The sequence below is a fragment of the Novosphingobium olei genome (assembly GCF_037076535.1).
Lineage (GTDB): Bacteria > Pseudomonadota > Alphaproteobacteria > Sphingomonadales > Sphingomonadaceae > Novosphingobium > Novosphingobium olei.
Window position 1 is genome coordinate 2,026,555 of sequence record NZ_AP029021.1, and the last position, 17,586, is coordinate 2,044,140.

The 17,586-nt window shown below is 66.7% G+C and carries 15 protein-coding genes; 9 read left to right on the forward strand and 6 right to left on the reverse strand.

Features of this window, described 5'->3' with window-relative positions:
- The first annotated feature begins 29 nt into the window (after positions 1–29).
- Entirely contained in the window at positions 30–800 is a 771-nt protein-coding gene (locus AACH40_RS09530; protein ID WP_338642205.1) for a glucose 1-dehydrogenase, read from the forward strand.
- A gap of 64 nt (positions 801–864) precedes the next feature.
- On the opposite strand, the gene ppdK is transcribed toward AACH40_RS09530, so the two are convergent.
- The 3 genes from ppdK to AACH40_RS09545 form a co-directional block, all read right to left on the reverse strand.
- Positions 865–3,528 (reverse strand): pyruvate, phosphate dikinase, encoded by a 2,664-nt coding sequence (gene ppdK / locus AACH40_RS09535; RefSeq protein ID WP_338642206.1) that lies wholly within the window; start codon positions 3,526–3,528, stop codon positions 865–867.
- A 66-nt stretch (positions 3,529–3,594) separates the two neighbouring features.
- Positions 3,595–5,958 carry a glycine--tRNA ligase subunit beta gene (locus tag AACH40_RS09540; protein WP_338646028.1) on the reverse strand — a complete coding sequence of 788 codons (2,364 nt, stop codon included), beginning with the start codon at positions 5,956–5,958 and terminating at the stop codon, positions 3,595–3,597.
- Positions 5,959–6,121: 163 nt separating this feature from the next.
- Positions 6,122–7,042, reverse strand: coding sequence for a glycine--tRNA ligase subunit alpha (locus AACH40_RS09545; RefSeq protein ID WP_338642207.1), 921 nt, complete (start codon positions 7,040–7,042; stop codon positions 6,122–6,124).
- A gap of 102 nt (positions 7,043–7,144) precedes the next feature.
- Between AACH40_RS09545 and AACH40_RS09550 the strand changes: the two genes are divergently transcribed.
- The 4 genes from AACH40_RS09550 (at position 7,145) to AACH40_RS09565 (ending at position 10,166) form a co-directional block, all read left to right on the forward strand.
- Positions 7,145–8,029: a TraB/GumN family protein gene (locus AACH40_RS09550; protein ID WP_338642209.1), complete on the forward strand. Its 885-nt coding sequence runs from the start codon at positions 7,145–7,147 to the stop codon at positions 8,027–8,029.
- 260 nt (positions 8,030–8,289) lie between these two features.
- A complete protein-coding gene (locus AACH40_RS09555; protein ID WP_169493540.1) occupies positions 8,290–8,895 on the forward strand; it encodes a 50S ribosomal protein L25/general stress protein Ctc in 606 nt (201 codons plus the stop codon).
- 143 nt (positions 8,896–9,038) lie between these two features.
- Positions 9,039–9,608, forward strand: coding sequence for an aminoacyl-tRNA hydrolase (pth, locus tag AACH40_RS09560; protein WP_338642212.1), 570 nt, complete (start codon positions 9,039–9,041; stop codon positions 9,606–9,608).
- Positions 9,609–9,800: 192 nt separating this feature from the next.
- Complete coding sequence (locus tag AACH40_RS09565; RefSeq protein WP_169493542.1) at positions 9,801–10,166, forward strand: PEP-CTERM sorting domain-containing protein; 366 nt, start codon at positions 9,801–9,803, stop codon at positions 10,164–10,166.
- Between the two features lie 27 nt (positions 10,167–10,193).
- On the opposite strand, the gene AACH40_RS09570 is transcribed toward AACH40_RS09565, so the two are convergent.
- Positions 10,194–11,720 (reverse strand): tetratricopeptide repeat protein, encoded by a 1,527-nt coding sequence (locus AACH40_RS09570; RefSeq protein WP_338642216.1) that lies wholly within the window; start codon positions 11,718–11,720, stop codon positions 10,194–10,196.
- A gap of 314 nt (positions 11,721–12,034) precedes the next feature.
- On the opposite strand from AACH40_RS09570, the gene AACH40_RS09575 reads away from it, so the two are divergent.
- Positions 12,035–12,748 carry a cistern family PEP-CTERM protein gene (locus AACH40_RS09575; RefSeq protein WP_338642217.1) on the forward strand — a complete coding sequence of 238 codons (714 nt, stop codon included), beginning with the start codon at positions 12,035–12,037 and terminating at the stop codon, positions 12,746–12,748.
- A 63-nt stretch (positions 12,749–12,811) separates the two neighbouring features.
- Here AACH40_RS09575 and AACH40_RS09580 read toward each other — a convergent pair whose 3' ends face one another.
- A complete protein-coding gene (locus AACH40_RS09580) occupies positions 12,812–14,341 on the reverse strand; it encodes a tetratricopeptide repeat protein (protein ID WP_338642218.1) in 1,530 nt (509 codons plus the stop codon).
- Positions 14,342–14,515: 174 nt separating this feature from the next.
- On the opposite strand from AACH40_RS09580, the gene ychF reads away from it, so the two are divergent.
- The 3 genes from ychF (at position 14,516) to AACH40_RS09595 (ending at position 16,998) form a co-directional block, all read left to right on the forward strand.
- Entirely contained in the window at positions 14,516–15,616 is a 1,101-nt protein-coding gene (gene ychF, locus AACH40_RS09585; protein ID WP_338642220.1) for a redox-regulated ATPase YchF, read from the forward strand.
- Between the two features lie 79 nt (positions 15,617–15,695).
- A complete protein-coding gene (locus AACH40_RS09590; RefSeq protein WP_338642221.1) occupies positions 15,696–16,499 on the forward strand; it encodes a DUF1206 domain-containing protein in 804 nt (267 codons plus the stop codon).
- Positions 16,500–16,539: 40 nt separating this feature from the next.
- Complete coding sequence (locus AACH40_RS09595) at positions 16,540–16,998, forward strand: MaoC family dehydratase (protein ID WP_338642223.1); 459 nt, start codon at positions 16,540–16,542, stop codon at positions 16,996–16,998.
- A gap of 21 nt (positions 16,999–17,019) precedes the next feature.
- Here the strand turns inward: AACH40_RS09595 and AACH40_RS09600 are convergent, their stop codons facing one another.
- Positions 17,020–17,514 carry a hypothetical protein gene (locus AACH40_RS09600; protein WP_338642225.1) on the reverse strand — a complete coding sequence of 165 codons (495 nt, stop codon included), beginning with the start codon at positions 17,512–17,514 and terminating at the stop codon, positions 17,020–17,022.
- Positions 17,515–17,586 lie beyond the last annotated feature (72 nt).

The window sequence follows — 17,586 nt, forward strand, 5'->3', positions numbered from 1 at the left end:
CAGGCCGGAACCAGCGAGAGGATTACCCGATGCGTTTCAAGGACAAGGTCGTCATCACCACCGGCGCCGGATCGGGCCTGGGCCTTGCCACCGTGCAGCGGCTGGCGACGGAAGGCGCGACGCAGGTGCTGGTCGATCTGCGCCAGGACTGGCTCGATGCCGCCAAGGCGAGCCTGCCCACCGATGCCAAGGTCACGCTGGTGCAGGCCGACGTGTCCGACGCCGCGCAAGTGCAGGCCTATGTCGACGCGGCGGTAGCAGCGCATGGCCGGATCGACGGGTTCTTCAACAACGCAGGCATCGAAGGGCGCCAGAACCTGACCGAAAACTTCGGCGCGGAGGAGTTCCACCGCGTGATCTCCGTCAACCTCGACGGCGTATTCTTCGGCCTTGCCGCCGTGCTCAAGGTGATGCGCGAACAGGGATCGGGCGCGATCGTCAACACGGCATCGGTGGGCGGCATCCGGGGCGTTGGCAACCAGAGCGGCTATGCCGCCGCCAAGCACGGCGTGGTCGGCCTGACCCGCAATTCGGCGGTGGAGTACGGAGTGCACGGCATCCAGATCAACGCGATTGCGCCGGGCGCGATCATGACCGCGATGGTCGAGGGATCGCTGCGCCAGATCGGCGGCGAGAACTGGGAAGAGGCCGGGCGGCAGTTCGTTTCGGTCAACCCGATGAAGCGCTTCGGGCGGCCCGAGGAAGTGGCCGCGCTGGTAGCCTTCCTGCTTTCGGGCGAAGCGCCGTTCATCAACGGCGCGACCGTGCCGATCGATGGCGGCCAGTCCTACAAGTACTGATCGGCGCGAGGTCGAAGGATCGAACGGGCGGCGGGACCGGATGGTGCCGCCGCCCTTTTCCGGTTCAGCCGAGCGCGGCCTGCGCAGCGGCAAGGCGGGCGATCGGCACGCGGTAGGGGCTGGCCGAGACGTAATCGAGCCCGGTCTTTTCGCAGAACGCGATCGAGGCGGGATCGCCGCCGTGTTCGCCGCAGATGCCGAGCTTGAGATCGGGCCGGGTCTTGCGACCGCGCTCGGCGGCGAGTTCGACCAGCTGGCCGACGCCTTCGATGTCGAGGCTGACGAACGGATCGCGCGGATAGATGCCTTGGTCGACGTAAGGGTTGAGGAAGCGCGCGGCATCGTCGCGGCTGACGCCGAGCGTGGTCTGCGTGAGGTCGTTGGTGCCGAAGCTGAAGAACTTCGCTTCCTCGGCAATCTCGCCCGCCATCAGCGCGGCGCGCGGCAGTTCGATCATCGTGCCGACCATGTAGTCGAGCGTGCGGCCCTTTTCGGCAAAGACCTCGCCCGCCACGCGATCGACCAGCGCGCGCAGGATTTCCAGTTCGCGCCTGGTGGCGACGAGCGGGATCATCACTTCGGGGATCGGCGCATCGCCGCTGGCCGCCGCGACATCGCAGGCCGCTTCGAAGATCGCGCGCGCCTGCATCTCGTAGATCTCGGGGAACGTGATGCCAAGGCGGCAGCCGCGATGGCCGAGCATGGGATTGAATTCGTGCAGTTCCCCGGCCCGGCGCTTGAGGTGGTCGACCCCGAGCCCGGTCGCTTCGGCGAGTTCGGCGAACTCGGCATCGGCGTGGGGCAGGAATTCGTGCAGCGGCGGATCGAGCAGGCGGATGGTGACCGGCAGGCCCGCCATGACTTCGAAGATCGCCTGGAAGTCGCTGCGCTGTTCGGGCAGCAGCTTGGCGAGCGCGGCGCGGCGGCCGGCTTCGTCTTCGGCGAGGATCATCTGGCGTACGGCGCTGATGCGGCCCGCTTCGAAGAACATGTGCTCGGTGCGGCACAGGCCGATGCCTTCGGCGCCGAACTGGCGCGCGACCTGGCAATCGAGCGGAGTTTCGGCGTTGGTGCGCACCTTCATGCGCCGGTGCTTGTCGGCCCAGACCATCAGCGTGCCGAAGTCGCCCACCAGTTCGGGCTCCACGGTCGGCACCTTGCCCGCCATGACATCGCCGTTCGAGCCATCGAGCGTGATGACGTCGCCTTCGGCAATCTCGCGGTTGCCGATGCGCGCGGTGCGGGTCTTCATGTCGATTGACAGGGCGGATGCGCCCGAAACGCAAGGCCGCCCCATGCCGCGCGCCACAACCGCCGCATGGCTGGTCATCCCGCCCCGCGCGGTGAGAATGCCCTTGGCCGCGTGCATGCCGTGGATGTCTTCCGGGCTGGTTTCGACGCGGACGAGGATCACCGCATCGCCGCGTTCGGCGAGCGTCTGCGCTGTGTCGGCATCGAACACTACCGCGCCCGAAGCCGCGCCGGGGCTTGCAGGAAGCCCGCGGGTCAGCACATCGCGCGTGGCCTTGGGATCGAGCGTGGGGTGGAGCAGCTGGTCCAATGCCATCGGGTCGATCCGGCGGATCGCGGTGGCTTCGTCGATCAGCCCTTCGCCGACCATGTCGACCGCCATCTTGAGCGCGGCCTTGGCGGTGCGCTTGCCCGAGCGGGTCTGGAGCATGAACAGCTTGCCCTGCTCGACGGTGAACTCGATGTCCTGCATGTCCTTGTAGTGCTTTTCGAGCAGCTCGAAGACATGGGCGAGCTCGGCATAGGCGGCGGGCATCGCCTCTTCCATCGACAGCGGCTTGGCGCCTGCCGCTTCGCGCGCGCGCAGCGTCAGGTACTGCGGGGTGCGGATGCCGGCGACGACGTCCTCGCCCTGCGCGTTGACCAGCCATTCGCCGTAGTAGGCCTTCTCGCCGGTCGCGGGATCGCGGGTGAAGGCAACGCCGGTGGCGCTGGTATCGCCCATGTTGCCGAACACCATCGCCTGCACGTTGACGGCGGTGCCCCAGCTTTGCGGAATGTCGTTGAGCTTGCGGTAGACCTTGGCGCGATCCGATTCCCAGCTTTCGAACACGGCGGCAATGGCGCCCCACAGCTGTTCTTCGACGTCCTGCGGGAACGGGCGGCCGAGCTCTTCGGCAACGATCGCCTTGTATTCGCCCACCAGCGCCTGCCAGTGTTCGGCCTGCATCTCGACATCGTTGAAGAAGCCGTTGTCTTCTTTGGCGATTTCGAGCGCATCTTCGAAGCGGTGGTGATCGAGCCCGAGCACCACGTCCGAATACATCTGGATGAAGCGGCGGTAGCTGTCCCACGCGAAGCGCGCATCGCCCGAACCGGCAGCGAGCCCTTCGACCGTGGCGTCGTTGAGGCCGAGGTTGAGCACGGTGTCCATCATGCCCGGCATCGAGACGCGTGCGCCCGAGCGGACCGAGACGAGCAGCGGGTTGGCGGCATCGCCGAAGCCGCGTCCGGTGACCGATTCGATGTGCTTGACACCAGCGGCGACCGCGGCGCGCAGGTCGGCATCGAAGGTCTTGCCGTTTTCATTGTAGAGCGCGCAGACTTCGGTGCTGATCGTCAGCCCCGGCGGGACTGGCAGGCCGATGCTGGCCATTTCCGCAAGGTTTGCGCCCTTGCCACCCACGATGGTCTTGTCCTTCGACCGCGGATCGCTGGAAACTGCGCCGCCGCCGAAATGGAATACGTATGCGCTCATGGGTGTATCGATGCTCCCAAACTACGTCTCGGGCCGGACGTTTCGCGTCCGGCCTTGTTCCCTCGATTAGCCCTCTATGCGGGAAAAGTCTGCAACTTTGTGCACTGCAGCACGGAAGCGAGACAGGATCCCGAGGCGCGAGGCGCGCTTGTTCGCATCTGCATCGTTGACCGTCACCTGATCAAAGAACGCGTCGATCGGCGCGCGCAGGCTGGCCAGCGCGGCCATCGCGGCGGTGAAATCCTCGGCCGCGACGGCGTCGCTCGCCTGGGGTTCGGCCGCATCGAGCGCGGCGATCAGCGCGGCTTCGGCCGGCTCCGGCTGGTAGGAAAGCGTGCGTTCGGGATGCGCGAACTGCGCGGCGATGTCCTTGAACGCGGGATCGTCGACCAGCACGAGCGGGTCTTCCTCGCCGGTGGGCGGCACGACGCCTTCGCCGTGGGCGCCGGCGGTCTGGTCGTTCGCCTCTTCCTTCTTGAGGATGTTGGCGGCGCGCTTGTAGCCCGCGAGCAGGTTGGTGCCATCCTCGGTGCCGACGAAGGCCTGCAGCGCATGGACGCGGGCGAGCAGGCGGACGAGATCGTCCTCGCCGCCCAGAGCGAACACCGCGTCGATCAGGTCGTGGCGGACGCCGGCTTCGCGCTGCTGCACTTTGAGGCGGTCGGCGAAGAAGTCAGGAAGTGTCGTAAACACTGCCTTCTGGTTTGTTTGAAAAGCTTCATAGGAAGCTTCCGCCATGTCGTCAGAAACAAGCTGCTTTGTAAATGCGGCGAGTGCCTTCGCAATTGCCTCCCACATCGAGACGCGCAGTGAACACCGGTTGAGAAGTTCGAGCACGCCAAGAGCTGCACGTCGAAGCGCAAACGGGTCTCGCGATCCTGTGGGGCGCTGATCAATCAGGAAGAACCCGACCAACGTATCCAGTTTATCCGCCAGCGCCACTGCCACCGTTACCGGCGCAGTCGGCACGTCATCGCCCTGCCCGACCGGCTTGTAGTGGTCGCGGATGGCATCCGCCACGGCATCGGGCAGGCCTTCGGCGCGGGCGTAGTAGCCGCCCATAAGGCCTTGCAGTTCGGGGAATTCGCCGACCATTTCGGTGACGAGGTCGGCCTTGCACAGGCGGGCGGCGAGTTCGGCCTGGTCCGCCAGTTCAGCAACGGAAACACCGTTCGCCTCGAGCGAAGTCGAGAGGCTGCTTGCGGTGTCTCGACTTCGCTCGACACGAACGGACTTTGTGGTGTCTGCGGGTTTTACAATGCCTTCCTCGACCAGCCAGCGGGCAAGCTTGGCAACGCGTTCGACCTTGTCGGCGACCGTGCCCAGCTTTTCGTGGAAGGTGATGCGGCCGAGCTTTTCGGCGTGCTGGACAAGCGGCTTCTTCTTGTCCTGTTCCCAGAAGAAGCGGGCGTCGGACAGGCGCGCGGCGAGGACCTTGCGATTGCCGTCGACGATGGCCGCGCCGCCATCGGTGGCGGCGATGTTGGCGGTGCAGACGAAGGCGTTGGCGAGCTTGCGATCCTCACCGAGCTTGCTCGGGGAGGTGGCAGACGCGGCAGCGTCTGACGGAGGGGCCCCTCCACCGTCCTGCGGACGGTCCCCCTCCCCGAGCAAGCTCGGGGAGGAACTTTCTACGCAGATGAAGTACTTCTGGTTGACGCGCGCGGTGAGCTGGATGACTTCGGGCGGCACGTCGAGGAAGGCTTCGTCGAAGCGGCCCAATAGCGGCACGGGCCATTCGGTGAGGCCGGCGTTTTCGATGACGAGGCCTTCGTCCTCGACCAGCACGAGGCCGGCGGCGGCGGCAGCGGCCTTGGCCTGTTCGCGCACGATGCCTTCACGCTCGGCATGGTCGACGATCACGTGGCACGCGCGCAGCTTGTCGGCATAGTCGTGCGCGCCGCCGATGGTGATCTCGCCGTGGTGGTGGAAGCGATGCCCCGCCGTGGCGTAGCCCGAGCGGATGCCGCCGACTTCGCATTCGACGAGGTCTTCGCCGAGGATCGCGACGATGCCCGACAGCGGGCGCACCCAGCGCAAGGCATCGGTGGCGATCGAGGCGGCGCCCCAGCGCTGGCTCTTGGGCCAGGGGAAGGCGCGGATGATCGCGGGGATCGCGGCGGCGAGCACGTCTTCGGTGGCGCGGCCGGGCTTTTCGGTGACCGCGAACCACACGCCATCGCGCTCGGTCAGCTGGTCCTTGGTAAGGCCGGTCTTGCGCAGGAAGCCTTCCAGGGCCTGCTCGGGCGCGCTGGTGCGCGGGCCCTTTACTTCCTCGCTGACGGCGTCGGTCGCCAGCGGCAGGTCACGCGCGATCAGTGCGAGGCGGCGCGGGGTGGACCAGACGGTGATCGCGCCGGCCTTGAGGCCCGCTGCTTCCAGTTCCTTGCGGAACAGCTTTTCGAGATCGGCGCGGGCGCCCGCCTGCATGCGTGCGGGGATTTCCTCGCAGCGCAGTTCGAGAAGGAAATCGGCGGTGCTCACAGGAAAGAACTCCGTTCGCTTCGAGCGAAGTCGAGAAGCGGGGGGCGGCGTGTCTCGACTTCGCTCGACACGAACGGACCAAGGGCTGACGGACGGGGTGACGCGGTGCTCATGCGGCCCACTCCGGATACTTCACGGCCCATTCGTCCTTGAACTTTGCCATGTAAGCTTCGCAGGACCCACGCGCGAGATCGCGGACGCGGGCCATGTAGCTGGCGCGTTCCTGCACGCTGATCACGCCGCGCGCCTGCAGCAGGTTGAACAGGTGGCTGGCCTCGATCGCCTGTTCATAGGCGGCGATGGGCACGTTCGCATCCAATGAGCGGCGGCATTCCTCCTCGGCGCGGCGGAAGCCTTCGAACAGGCTGTCGGTATCGGCGACCTCGAAGTTCCACTTCGACATCTGCTTCTCGTTTTCGAGAAACACCTCGCCATAGGTCACGCCGGGGCGATTGCCCTTGGGCGCATTGAAGGCGAGGTCGTAGACGTTGTCGACGCCCTGGATGTACATGGCGAGGCGTTCGAGACCGTAGGTCAACTCGCCCGCGACGGGGCGGCAGTCAAACCCGCCCATCTGCTGGAAATAGGTGAACTGGGTGACTTCCATGCCATCGCACCACACTTCCCAGCCGAGGCCCCAGGCGCCGAGCGTGGGCGATTCCCAGTCGTCCTCAACGAAGCGGATATCGTGCACCAGCGGATCGATGCCGATTTCGACCAGCGATTGCAGGTAGAGTTCCTGCAGGTTCTCCGGGCTCGGCTTCAGGATCACCTGATACTGGTAGTAATGCTGCAGCCGGTTCGGGTTTTCGCCATAGCGGCCGTCGGTCGGACGGCGGCAGGGCTGCACGAACGCGGCGTTCCAAGGCTCTGGCCCCAGCGCGCGCAGCGTGGTGGCGGTGTGGAACGTGCCGGCGCCCATGCGCATGTCATAAGGCTGCAGGATCAGGCAGCCCTGTTCACCCCAGAAAGCGTGGAGGCGCAGGATCATGTCCTGCAGGCTGAGCGGTGGTTTTGCTGGTGAGGCCATGGTGGCGCGGGCTTTGGCCGATGAGGGCCCGCAAATCAACCGTTCGCCGCAACCGTCGGGCCGCTTGCGCCGCCGAACGCGCTGGTCCATCGCTGCTTGCCGATGAACCGAGCGATCCGCCTTGTCCTTGCCGTGCTGCTGCTGGCCGGCTGCCACGTCCCTGCAACGCCCACGGAGGCCGCGCCGAAAGTCGCGCTGTGGGAAATCACCGACGATACCGGAGCCGTGCACGGCTGGCTGTTCGGCACGGTGCACGCCCTGCCCGCCAGCCTCCACTGGCAGCGCCCCGCGATCGAGAAGGCCCTGGGCAGCGCCGACCGGCTGGTGCTCGAGATCGGGCAGCCGCTCGACGAAAAGGTCGCGGGCGAAGCGATGGGGCGCGTGGCCTTCACCGAAGGACTGCCGCCGGTATCACAGCGGGTGGGTCCGAAGTATCGCGACGCGCTGGCCAAGGCGTATCGCAAGCTCAACCTGTCCGACGATCAGTTCAAGGACCAGGAGGACTGGGCCGTGGCGCTGCAGATCGCGGCGATCAGCGGCCAGAAGGAAGGCATGATGCCCGACAGCGGGGTCGAACCCGAACTGCGGCGAATGAATGGCGCGCGGCCGGTAGAGGGGCTCGAAACGCTCGACGGCCAGTTCGGCGTGTTCGACCGCCTGCCCGCGCGCGCGCAGCAGGTGCTGCTGGAGCAGGTCGCGGTGGAGGCGACCGACGACAAGGACGACGAGGCCGACCTGATGCAGCTGTGGCTGCGCGGCGACGAGCTTGGCATCGCGCGCGAATCGACCACCGGCTTCCTGGCCGACGCGCAGCTGCACGAAGCGCTGCTGACCGGGCGCAACCGCGCCTGGGCGGACGAGATCGACGCGATGCTCAAGCGCGGGGCCAGGCCCTTCATCGCGGTGGGCGCGGCGCACGTGGCGGGCAGCGATGGACTGCCGCGCATGCTGATGGCGCGCGGGTGGAAAGTGCGGCGGGTGGATTAGGGCTGCGAGCAGCTACGTCATCCCGGGCTCGACCCGGGATCCCGCTTCTTTCTTGCCAGCGCACAGAACAGCGGGACCCCGGGTCAAGCCCGGGGTGACGGTAGATACTGGATGGGAGGCACAACCAGCGTCCCACCCGCCCGCGCTTTTCCTTGCTTTTCGCGCGCGATCGGCTATGGGCCGCCGCTTCCCCGTCGTGGTCATCCCTGGAGGCGTGGCGGGAGAATTGGAACAACAAGCATTTTCGGAAGGTACAGTCCATGAGCGAGACGCTTACGCTGGCTGCCGAGACGCGCGATCGGGTTGGCAAGGGAGCCTCCCGTACTCTGCGTCGCGAAGGCCGCACCCCCGCCGTGATCTACGGCGAAAAGCAGGAACCCATCGCGATCCACGTCGAAGAAAAGGCGCTGGTCAAGGCGCTGGGCACCGGCCACTTCTTCAACTCGATCGTCGAGCTGACCGTGGGCGGCCAGACCGTTCGCACCCTGCCCAAGGACGTTGCCTTCAACCCCGTTTCGGACCGCCCCGAGCACGCCGACTTCCTGCGCCTTTCGGCCGACCACGCGGTGCACGTGAACGTGCCGGTCGTGTTCGCGAACGAAGAGCAGTCGCCCGGTCTCAAGAAGGGCGGCGTGCTGAACATCGTCCGCCACGAGCTGGAACTGGTCTGCACCCCGGACGCGATCCCCGACGAAATCACCGTCGACGTGTCGGGCTATGAAGTGGGCGATTCGATCCACATCAGCGCGGTGACCCTGCCGGCCGGCGTGAAGAGCGCGATCACCGATCGTGACTTCACCATCGCCACGCTGGTCGCCCCGTCGTCGCTCAAGAGCGAAGAAGGCGACACCACCAAGGAGGACTGATCGTCCGGCCTGGTGGACTTCCGCCTGCGCGTGGAAGGCCGCGAACGCACAAAGGAGCCCCTCCCGCCTTCGGGTCGGAGGGGTTCTTTTTTTGCCCGCCCGCTTCTGGCATGGCCGCAGCGGCGTCATTTCGGGAATTGATCATGCAGGTGTGGACAGGGCTCGGCAATCCGGGCCCCCAGTATGCGCTCAACCGCCACAACGTGGGCTTCATGGCGCTGGACACGATCGCCGAAGTCCACGGCTTCGGCCCGGTGCAGAAGAAGTTCCAGGGCTGGGTCCAGGAAGGCCGCATCGGCACGCAGAAGGTGCTGCTGCTGAAGCCGGCGACGTTCATGAACGAAAGCGGCCGCGCCGTGGGCGAAGCGCTGCGCTTCTACAAGCTGGGCACCGATGCCCTCACCGTGTTTCACGACGAACTCGACCTTGCTCCGTTCAAGGTCAAGGTGAAGCAGGGCGGCGGCACCGCCGGGCACAACGGACTGCGATCGATCGACCAGCACCTGGGCCCCGACTTCCGCCGTGTGCGCATCGGCATCGGCCATCCCGGCCACAAGGACCGGGTCACCGGCCATGTGCTGGGGAACTATGTCAAGGCCGAGCAGGACGATCTGGCCGACATGCTGGGCGCGATGGCGGCCGAGGCGGAGTGGCTCGCCAAGGGTGACGACACGCGCTTCATGAACGATGTCGCGCTGCGGCTGCAGGACTGAGCGAACAACCTTTTTCCCTTGGGCAACGGTTTGTGAACGGCCGGCGATCTATCCGGTCCGGATAGTCGGCAGAGTTTACAACCGAATTGGCCGCGCTGGCCCGTTAACCAACAGGATTGGCGGTTTTCCGAGTTTGGCACCGCTCTTGCAGAATACCGGGTTAACCGATCAAGACGTACAAGGGGATCTACCATGAAGCGTTCGCTCGTCATTGCCACCGCCCTGATGGGCTCGCTCGCGGCTTCGGCTCCGGCCCATGCCACCTGGTTCCACACGCACTACTGCAACTGCGGTGACGCGACCGGCGCCGGCATGTGCCCGGGATCGAGCACCAGCTCGTCGACCACGACCTCGACCTCGGGTGGCACCACCACCACCTCGGGCGGTACGACCACGACTTCGGGCGGCACCACGACCACCTCGGGTGGCACGACCACGACTTCGGGCGGCACCACCACCACGACGTCGGGCGGCACCAAGGTTCCGGAACCTGGCATGCTCGGCCTGATGGCCATGGGCCTCGTCGGCCTCGGCGCAGCGCGTCGCCGCCGCCGCTGATTTCCCGAAAGGACGGCGCGTGCGGGGTCAGCCCGCCGTGCCGCTCCGGACAAGATCGGCGCGGAACAGGCGATTGGCAGGATCTGCCTCGCTCGCCTGCTTGAGCAGCCGAACCATCACCTCGCGGTCGCGTCCAGCCTCCAGCCGGACCAGCCCCGCGAGGTGAATCATGTCGGGGTTGCGCGGCGCAAGCTCCAGCGCGCGGTCGGCATGAGCAATCGCCTCGTCAGCCCGGCCCGCCTTGCTGCAGGCAAACGCGATCAGCTTCTGCGCATCGGCGTCGTTCTCGTAGCCGGGAATGCGCTGCACCGCCGCGATCGCCCCGGCCCAGTCCTGCCGCATCAGCGCCGCGTTCGCCTCGCCCAGCGCCTGCTGCCCAGCCTTGAACGCCGGCGATGACAACCGCGCGGCATACTGCGCCGCCGCCGGATCGTTGGCCGCGCGCGCCGCGCGCAGCGCCAGGTCGAGCTCGCGCGGGCCCGCCGTCACTCCGTCGGCCAGCGGCCGGATGGTGCGCAGCGCACCCGCGCCATCACCCGTCGCCAGTTCGGATTCGCCGAGCATGATCCGCACATAGGGGTTCTGCGGCGAGAGCAGCGCCGCCTTGGCGAAGATGGCGCGCGCCTGTTCGGGATGGTTCAGCGCCAGCAGCGCCTCGGCATATTTGAGCCCGTTGGCCGAGCGCGGATCGAGATCGGCTTCCATCGGCGCTAGCGTGGTGCGCACCTTCTCCCAATCGCCCTTTTCCGCCGCGATCTGCACGCCGAGTTCGACCACGCGCGAATCGTTGGGCGCGATCGCCGCGGCGCGCGAAACGAAGCCTGCGGCATCGTCGACCTTGCCCGCCATGTCGGCGAGCGATGCCCGCGCCAGCAGCGGCTCGATCCGCTTGGGGTGATCGGCGATGGCCGCGTCGTAGATCCTCGCGGCTTCGTCCCGCCGGCCTTGCTTGAGCGCGAGTTCGCCCGCGATAAGCTGCGTGTCGAGCGATTTGGGGGCAAGACGCTGCATCGTCGCCAGCGTGTTGGCTGCGCCGGTCCAGTCCTGCGCCTCGATCAGCATGCGCGCGTAATCGCGGGCAAGCTGAAGATCGGGCTGGCCCGCCATGCCCTGGCGATAGGCTTCGTTCGCACCGGGATAATCCTTGAGCGCATAGAGCGCCGCGGCGCGGATCCGCCAGCCCGAGGGGCTGCGATCGTCACCCACCCAGTCCAGCGCCTGGCGCGCCTGCCCGCGCAGCAATGCGGCCTCAGCCTTCCAGCGCGTCAATTCGGGCCCGCTGCGGCCTGCATCGACCAGCCGCTGCAGGGTGGCCTGCGCGCCATCGCCATCACCCAGCCGCAGCTGGCTCTGGATCAGCAGCACCAGCAGGTCTGCATTGCCGCTATCGCCATCGAGCGCGGCCAGAGCCTCTACCCGCGCGCCGGCGAAATCGTCGGCGGCATAGGCGGCGCGGGCGTTGGCGGCATGATCGCCCCCGCCCTTCCCGCAGGCAGCGAGCGCGAGAAGCAGCGGAGCAAGGGCGAGCGAATGTCTCGAGAGGCGCATGGGCATCACGATCTGCCATCGAGGGCTGAAATTTCGGTGAATTGTCCGCATCCCGTCCACCTTCAGCTCCCCCGCCATCCGGCGATCTCGCCAGCGACGATGCCGCCGCGCTGCCCTTCGGCCCGGCCGATCGCATCGCATCATCAAGCCGTGGCGCTGGCAAGCCCAAGATCGGTTGCTGGGGGCCGATCGCTTCGTTACGTGTCGGTCGGGTTTACAACGACGCTGTAGTTAACCAACTGGAATCAAGCATTTCCGGGCTTGGCACATGTCTTGCTCATAACTTTTTCAGCAAACTTTAACCATTGAAGGTCCCGCTCATGCGCCTGTCCCGCTCGATTGCCAGCCTCGCGGCGATGGCCAGCTTCGCGCTTGCCGGCACGGCATTTGCCGATTCGATGACCTTTGGTTCGACCGACATCAGCAAGTCGGTGACGCTGAACTACAACGGCTACAGCGGCAGCGGCGGATCCTCGATCAGCGGCCTGACCGGTTCGACCACGTTCACGCTGACCGGCGTGTCGAACAACACCTACACCTTCGACTATTCGGTTTCGAACACCAGCAGCGCGCCGGTCACCGGCTCGCGCATCTCCAGCTTCGCGTTCAACACCGATCCGACGATCGCCAGCGCGACCTCGACCGGCGCGTTCTCGCAGACCACGCTCAATTCGAACTATCCCAACGGCATCGGCAACGTCGACGTCTGCTTCAAGGACGCAACGACCGGTTCGTGCGCCGGTGGTGGCAGCGGCGGCCTGACGCTGGGACAGACGGGCACCGGCTCGTTCTCGCTGTCGTTCTCCTCGCCCGTCTCGGCGGTGACGCTGAGCGACTTCTTCGTGCGGTACCAGTCGATCACCGGCGTTCCGGGGATCAGCTCGGCAAGCGGCGCAGGCACGATCTCTTCGGGATCGACCACCAGCAGCGGCGGCACTTCGGTGCCCGAGCCAGGGATGCTGGGCCTGTTCGGCATGGGCCTTGCCGGCATGGCCCTCGCCCGCCGGCGCCAGGTGCAGCAGCGCCGCGCCTGATCGCAGCGACGACGCAACAACGGATGGAGCCGGCCCGCAAGGTCGGCTCTTTTTCGTTTGGGGCTAACCCTTGCGCGCTTCGGCGTAATGGCGCTGGATCGTGGGGTTCTGGGGCGCCTTTGCAGCGGCATCGCGCAGCAGTTGCACGCCCCGCGCGCGGTCCCTGCCCTGTTGCACCAGCAGCCAGCCGAGCGTGTCCATCACCGACGCATTGCCCGGTGCTTCCTTAAAGGCGCGCTCGCCATAGCCGATCGCCTTGTCGAAATTGCCGAGCTGTCCTTCGGCCCAGGCGATGTTGTTGAGGACCATCGCGTTGCGCCCGTCGGTGGCGGCGAGGATGCGTTCGTAGGCATCGACCGCATTGGCCCAGTTGCCCTGGCGCATGGCGATATCGCCATTGGCAAGAAGGGCGCCCATCGCGCGCGGACTGGGGAAACGGGCGCGGGCATCGAACGAGGCGATGTCGACATCGCCGGCGTCCTTGGCGGCCTTTGCCAGCAGGCGCAGATCGTCGGGCAAGGCGGTGCGGCTGGTGGCGAACGGCCGAAGCGTGACGACCGCGCCGGCATTGTCGCCACCCGCCATCTGCGCCTTGGCCAGTTCTCGGCGCACGACGAGGTTTTCCGGATGACGCAGCAGCAGCGGGGCAAGACGCGCGCGCGCCTGTTCCGGCTGCCCCAGCGCAACGAGCGCCTGGGCATAGAGCACATTGGCATCGTCGCGTTCGGCAAGCTGGCCCTCGGCCGCCTGCAGCAGATCGCGCACCTTCTGCCACTGGCCGCGCGCGGCAGCGAGCCGCGCGGACAAGTAGGTGACATCGGCATCGCTACCGACGCCCTTGAGCGCGCCGATGGCCTGTTCGAGCTGGTCGAGCCGACCGAGATCGCCGAGCACGCCTGCCCTGCCGACCAGCGCGGGAAGATTGCCGGGATAGGCGCGCGCCGCCTTGTCGTAGGAGGCGAGCGCGCGCGAAAGATCGCCTTCGGCGGTCGAGACCTTGCCGTCGGCGATCATGGCATCGAGGCTGCCGCCATCGGCCTTGAGCGCCTTGTCGACGAGGACGCGCGCTTCGATCCGGTCCCCTTCGCCAAGGCGATAGCGCGCGGCGGCCGCAAGCAGACGGGCATCGTTTGGGTGGGCAATGACGCCGGCCGTGAATTCGCGCGCGGCCGCATCCTTGTCGCCCTTCCCCAGCAGCGCGAGCGCCCGCAGCCGCTGACCGGAAGCCGAATGGTCGTCCCCCAGCGCGGCCAGGGCTTCCGCCGGCTTTTCACGGAGCAGCGCCGCTTCGGCGACGAGCAGGCGGAAATCGGCGGGGCGACGATTGGCCGGCAGTTTCTGAAGGCTGGCACCCGCGGCGACGCCATCGCCCATGGCCAGCGCGTTGCGGGCGTGAAGCTCCAGCACGCGCGGATCGTCGGGCATGGCGGCCAGCGCGGCGGCAAGATCGGCCTGCGCGGCGAGGTAATCGTGATGGGCAAACTCCTGCCCGGCGCGGGCGAAGCGCTTGGCCGGATCCTCGCCACAGCCGGCCAGCGCGGCGAGCATCAGGCCGCCGATCGCGGGAGCCAGCAGGCGATTAACGCTGTTCATCCGGACGATTCTCACCATTTCGGACCCGCTCTCGCCGAAAGGTATAAACGTTGGATGAAGGTTTCCAATCGTCCCCGACATTATTCGGGCACGGCCCGGCGCGGCACCCGCGCTGCCGTTGCGGAATTTGTCCGCGCCGCCTAAGGGCCTGCGCAGACCAGGAGTGAGCTGAAGATGGGTTTTCGTTGCGGGATCGTCGGGCTGCCGAATGTCGGCAAGTCGACTCTGTTCAATGCGCTGACCGAAACGCAGGCGGCGCAGGCGGCGAACTATCCGTTCTGCACGATCGAGCCGAACGTCGGCAACGTCGGCGTGCCCGACCCGCGGCTCGACAAGCTGGCCGCCATCGCCGGCAGCCAGAAGATCATCCCGACCCAGCTGGGCTTCGTCGATATCGCCGGGCTGGTGCGTGGTGCATCCAAGGGTGAAGGCCTGGGTAACCAGTTCCTGGGCAACATCCGCGAAGTCGATGCCATCGTGCACGTGCTGCGCTGCTTCGAGAACGACGATATCCAGCATGTCGACAACAAGGTCGATCCGATCTCCGACGCTGACACGGTCGAGACCGAGCTGATGCTGGCCGACCTCGAAAGCCTGGAAAAGCGCGTTCCCGCCGCCCAGAAGAAGGCCGCTGCGGGCGACAAGGAATCGAAGATCGTCGCCTCGGTGCTCGGCCAGGCGCTGGCACTGCTGCGCGAAGGCAAGCCCGCGCGGCTGACCGTGCCCAAGGACGACGAGGAAGCGCGCGTGTTTGCGCAGGCGCAGCTGCTGACCTCGAAGCCGGTGCTCTATGTCTGCAACGTCGAGGAAGAAAGCGCAGCGGAAGGCAACGCCTTCTCCGCCCGCGTGTTCGAAAAGGCCAAGGCCGAAGGCGCCAACGCGGTGATCGTATCGGCCGCGATCGAGGCGGAGCTGGTCGGCATGGATCCCGAGGAGCGCACCGTGTTCCTCGAGGAAATGGGCCTGCACGAAACCGGCCTCGCCCGCGTGATCCGCTCGGGCTACGACCTGCTGCACCTGATCACCTTCTTCACCGTCGGCCCCAAGGAAGCGCGCGCCTGGACCGTGCACAAGGGCGCGAAGGCGCCCGAAGCGGCCGGTGAGATCCACTCCGACATGCAGCGCGGCTTCATCCGCGCCGAGACGATCGCCTACGACGACTACGTCACGCTCGGCGGTGAAACGGCGGCCAAGGATGCCGGCAAGCTGCGCCAGGAAGGCAAGGAATACGTCGTCCACGACGGCGACGTGATGCACTTCAAGTTCAACGTCTGATCCGCTGACGAACGCCCCGCCATTTGGGCGGGAGCCAATCGGGCGAATTGCCGTTCCCTTGTCGAAACAAGGGGATGTGATGGCGAAATTGACACGGGCCGATGTGCTGGCACGCGCGGGCTATGCCGCGCGCGGCGTGGTCTACGCGCTGCTTGGCTGGCTGGCGCTGGAAACGCGAAGCGCCGCCGACGATGGCCAGAACGCGGTGTTCGACATGGTGCAGGACATGCCGGCGGGCGGATTGGCGCTGGCGCTGCTTGTCGCAGGCCTGGTGGCATACGGCATCTACAAGCTGGCGGGCGCGCTGTTCGATCTCGAACGCCACGGCCACGATGCCAGGGGCGTCGCGGTGCGCATCGGTCAGGGCGCCGGCGCGCTCGCCTATCTCGGCATGGCGTTCGCGGCCGCCAAGTTCGCGCTCGGCTATCGGCACTTCGCGCACGAAGGCGCGCATGGCGGGGCCGAGATGGCCGGCGGCGTGCTGGCCTGGCCGCTCGGCTGGGTGCTGGTCGGGCTTGCCGGAATCGCCTTCGTCATCGCGGCGTTGTTCCAGGCGTTCGGTGCGGCCACGGGGCACTTCATGAAGCGCATTGCCAGCGATGCACCGCGCGCGACCGAAGCGCTGGGCCGGATCGGCCTCGCCGCGCGGGCGGTGGTGTTCGGACTGGTCGGCTGGTCGCTGCTGCGCTCGGCCTGGCTGGTGCGCCATGCCGAAGTCCGCGATCTTGGCGGCGTGCTCGAACAGTTGCGCACCCAGCAGACGATCCATCTGCTCGTGGCGGCAGGCCTTCTGGTGTTCGGCCTCTTCAGCCTCATCTGCGCACGCTACCGCGTGGTGCCCGCCGTCGACGTGGTGCACGCGGCCCGCCGACGATTTAATTGATCGGTTGACGCAGTCGGGCCATGCAGGCACGTTCCAGCGCATGCAGTATTACGAAGATATCGTCCCCGGCAGCACCGACCGCTTCGGCGCCTATGCCGTGACCCGCGAAGAAGTGATCGAATTCGCATCGAAGTACGACCCGCAGCCGTTCCATCTCGACGATGAAGCCGCGAAGCAGACCTATTTCGGCAGGCTTTCGGCGAGCGGCTGGCACACATGCGCGATGACGATGGCGATGCTGGTGGAGCAACTCAAGCAGCACCAGCAGGCCGGGCTCGGCTCGCCGGGCGTCGATGAGCTGCGCTGGGTCAAGCCCGTCTATCCGGGCGACACGCTGACCTGCGAGCGCATCACCATCGACAAGAAGCGCAGCAAGTCCCGGCCGGAGATGGGCAGCTTCCGCAACGAGGTCAAAGTGCTCAACCAGCACGGCGAACTGGTGATGACGATGAAGTCGACCGGTTTCATCCGCACCCGCGATCCGAACGGAACCGACTGAAGCGACGCGCCCTTCGCGCCGCTACATCGGCTTGCACTGGGCAGTGCCCTTGCTGTTGTAGACCACCTGGTCATAGGGGTCGGTCACCGTCAGCTGCGCATCGAACATCTCGACCGCGCCGTTGACGACATGCTTGCCACCGTCGATCCGCGTCAGCCGCAACGAATATTCCTTGCCGCTGTAATGCGACCAAGCTTCCTGCGGCAGCCTGGCGCTGCCCTTGTCGGCCGCCAGCACGACGATATGGCCATCGAGCTTGATCGCCGCCCTTTCGCCCTGTGCCAGCGCGGTGGCGCCCATCCCGCCGCCATCGGCCACGAAGTTGCAGCCGGCCGCGATCAGCTTGTTGTCGCGTATTTCGAAGTAGCCGATCGGCTGCGGATCGATCATCCGCGCCGGCGGCTTGGCGTCCTGCGCCGCCTGGACCTGCGCGATGGCCTGCTCGTCGCTCTCCTTCGGCTTGCTGGAACAGGCGGCAAGGGCCAGCAGGGCAAATGGCATGATCAGGCGGCGCATCGCAATCCTCTCGTCGATTTTAGCCGAGCCTAGCGCAAAGGCGCGTTGCAGCAAGAGCCACGCTGCCGTGTG

Bases quoted from the DNA above. Each gene is read 5' to 3' on its own strand.
- AACH40_RS09530 (WP_338642205.1), top strand. From the start codon at position 30: ATGCGTTTCAAGGACAAGGTCGTCATCACCACCGGCGCCGGATCGGGC.
- AACH40_RS09545 (WP_338642207.1), bottom strand. From the start codon at position 7,042: ATGGCCTCACCAGCAAAACCACCGCTCAGCCTGCAGGACATGATCCTG.
- pth (WP_338642212.1), top strand. From the start codon at position 9,039: ATGCAGGTGTGGACAGGGCTCGGCAATCCGGGCCCCCAGTATGCGCTC.
- AACH40_RS09575 (WP_338642217.1), top strand. From the start codon at position 12,035: ATGCGCCTGTCCCGCTCGATTGCCAGCCTCGCGGCGATGGCCAGCTTC.
- AACH40_RS09555 (WP_169493540.1), top strand. From the start codon at position 8,290: ATGAGCGAGACGCTTACGCTGGCTGCCGAGACGCGCGATCGGGTTGGC.
- AACH40_RS09550 (WP_338642209.1), top strand. From the start codon at position 7,145: ATGAACCGAGCGATCCGCCTTGTCCTTGCCGTGCTGCTGCTGGCCGGC.
- AACH40_RS09570 (WP_338642216.1), bottom strand. From the start codon at position 11,720: ATGCCCATGCGCCTCTCGAGACATTCGCTCGCCCTTGCTCCGCTGCTT.
- AACH40_RS09540 (WP_338646028.1), bottom strand. From the start codon at position 5,958: ATGCAGGCGGGCGCCCGCGCCGATCTCGAAAAGCTGTTCCGCAAGGAA.
- ychF (WP_338642220.1), top strand. From the start codon at position 14,516: ATGGGTTTTCGTTGCGGGATCGTCGGGCTGCCGAATGTCGGCAAGTCG.
- AACH40_RS09595 (WP_338642223.1), top strand. From the start codon at position 16,540: ATGCAGTATTACGAAGATATCGTCCCCGGCAGCACCGACCGCTTCGGC.
- AACH40_RS09600 (WP_338642225.1), bottom strand. From the start codon at position 17,514: ATGCGCCGCCTGATCATGCCATTTGCCCTGCTGGCCCTTGCCGCCTGT.
- AACH40_RS09590 (WP_338642221.1), top strand. From the start codon at position 15,696: ATGGCGAAATTGACACGGGCCGATGTGCTGGCACGCGCGGGCTATGCC.
- AACH40_RS09580 (WP_338642218.1), bottom strand. From the start codon at position 14,341: ATGAACAGCGTTAATCGCCTGCTGGCTCCCGCGATCGGCGGCCTGATG.
- AACH40_RS09565 (WP_169493542.1), top strand. From the start codon at position 9,801: ATGAAGCGTTCGCTCGTCATTGCCACCGCCCTGATGGGCTCGCTCGCG.
- ppdK (WP_338642206.1), bottom strand. From the start codon at position 3,528: ATGAGCGCATACGTATTCCATTTCGGCGGCGGCGCAGTTTCCAGCGAT.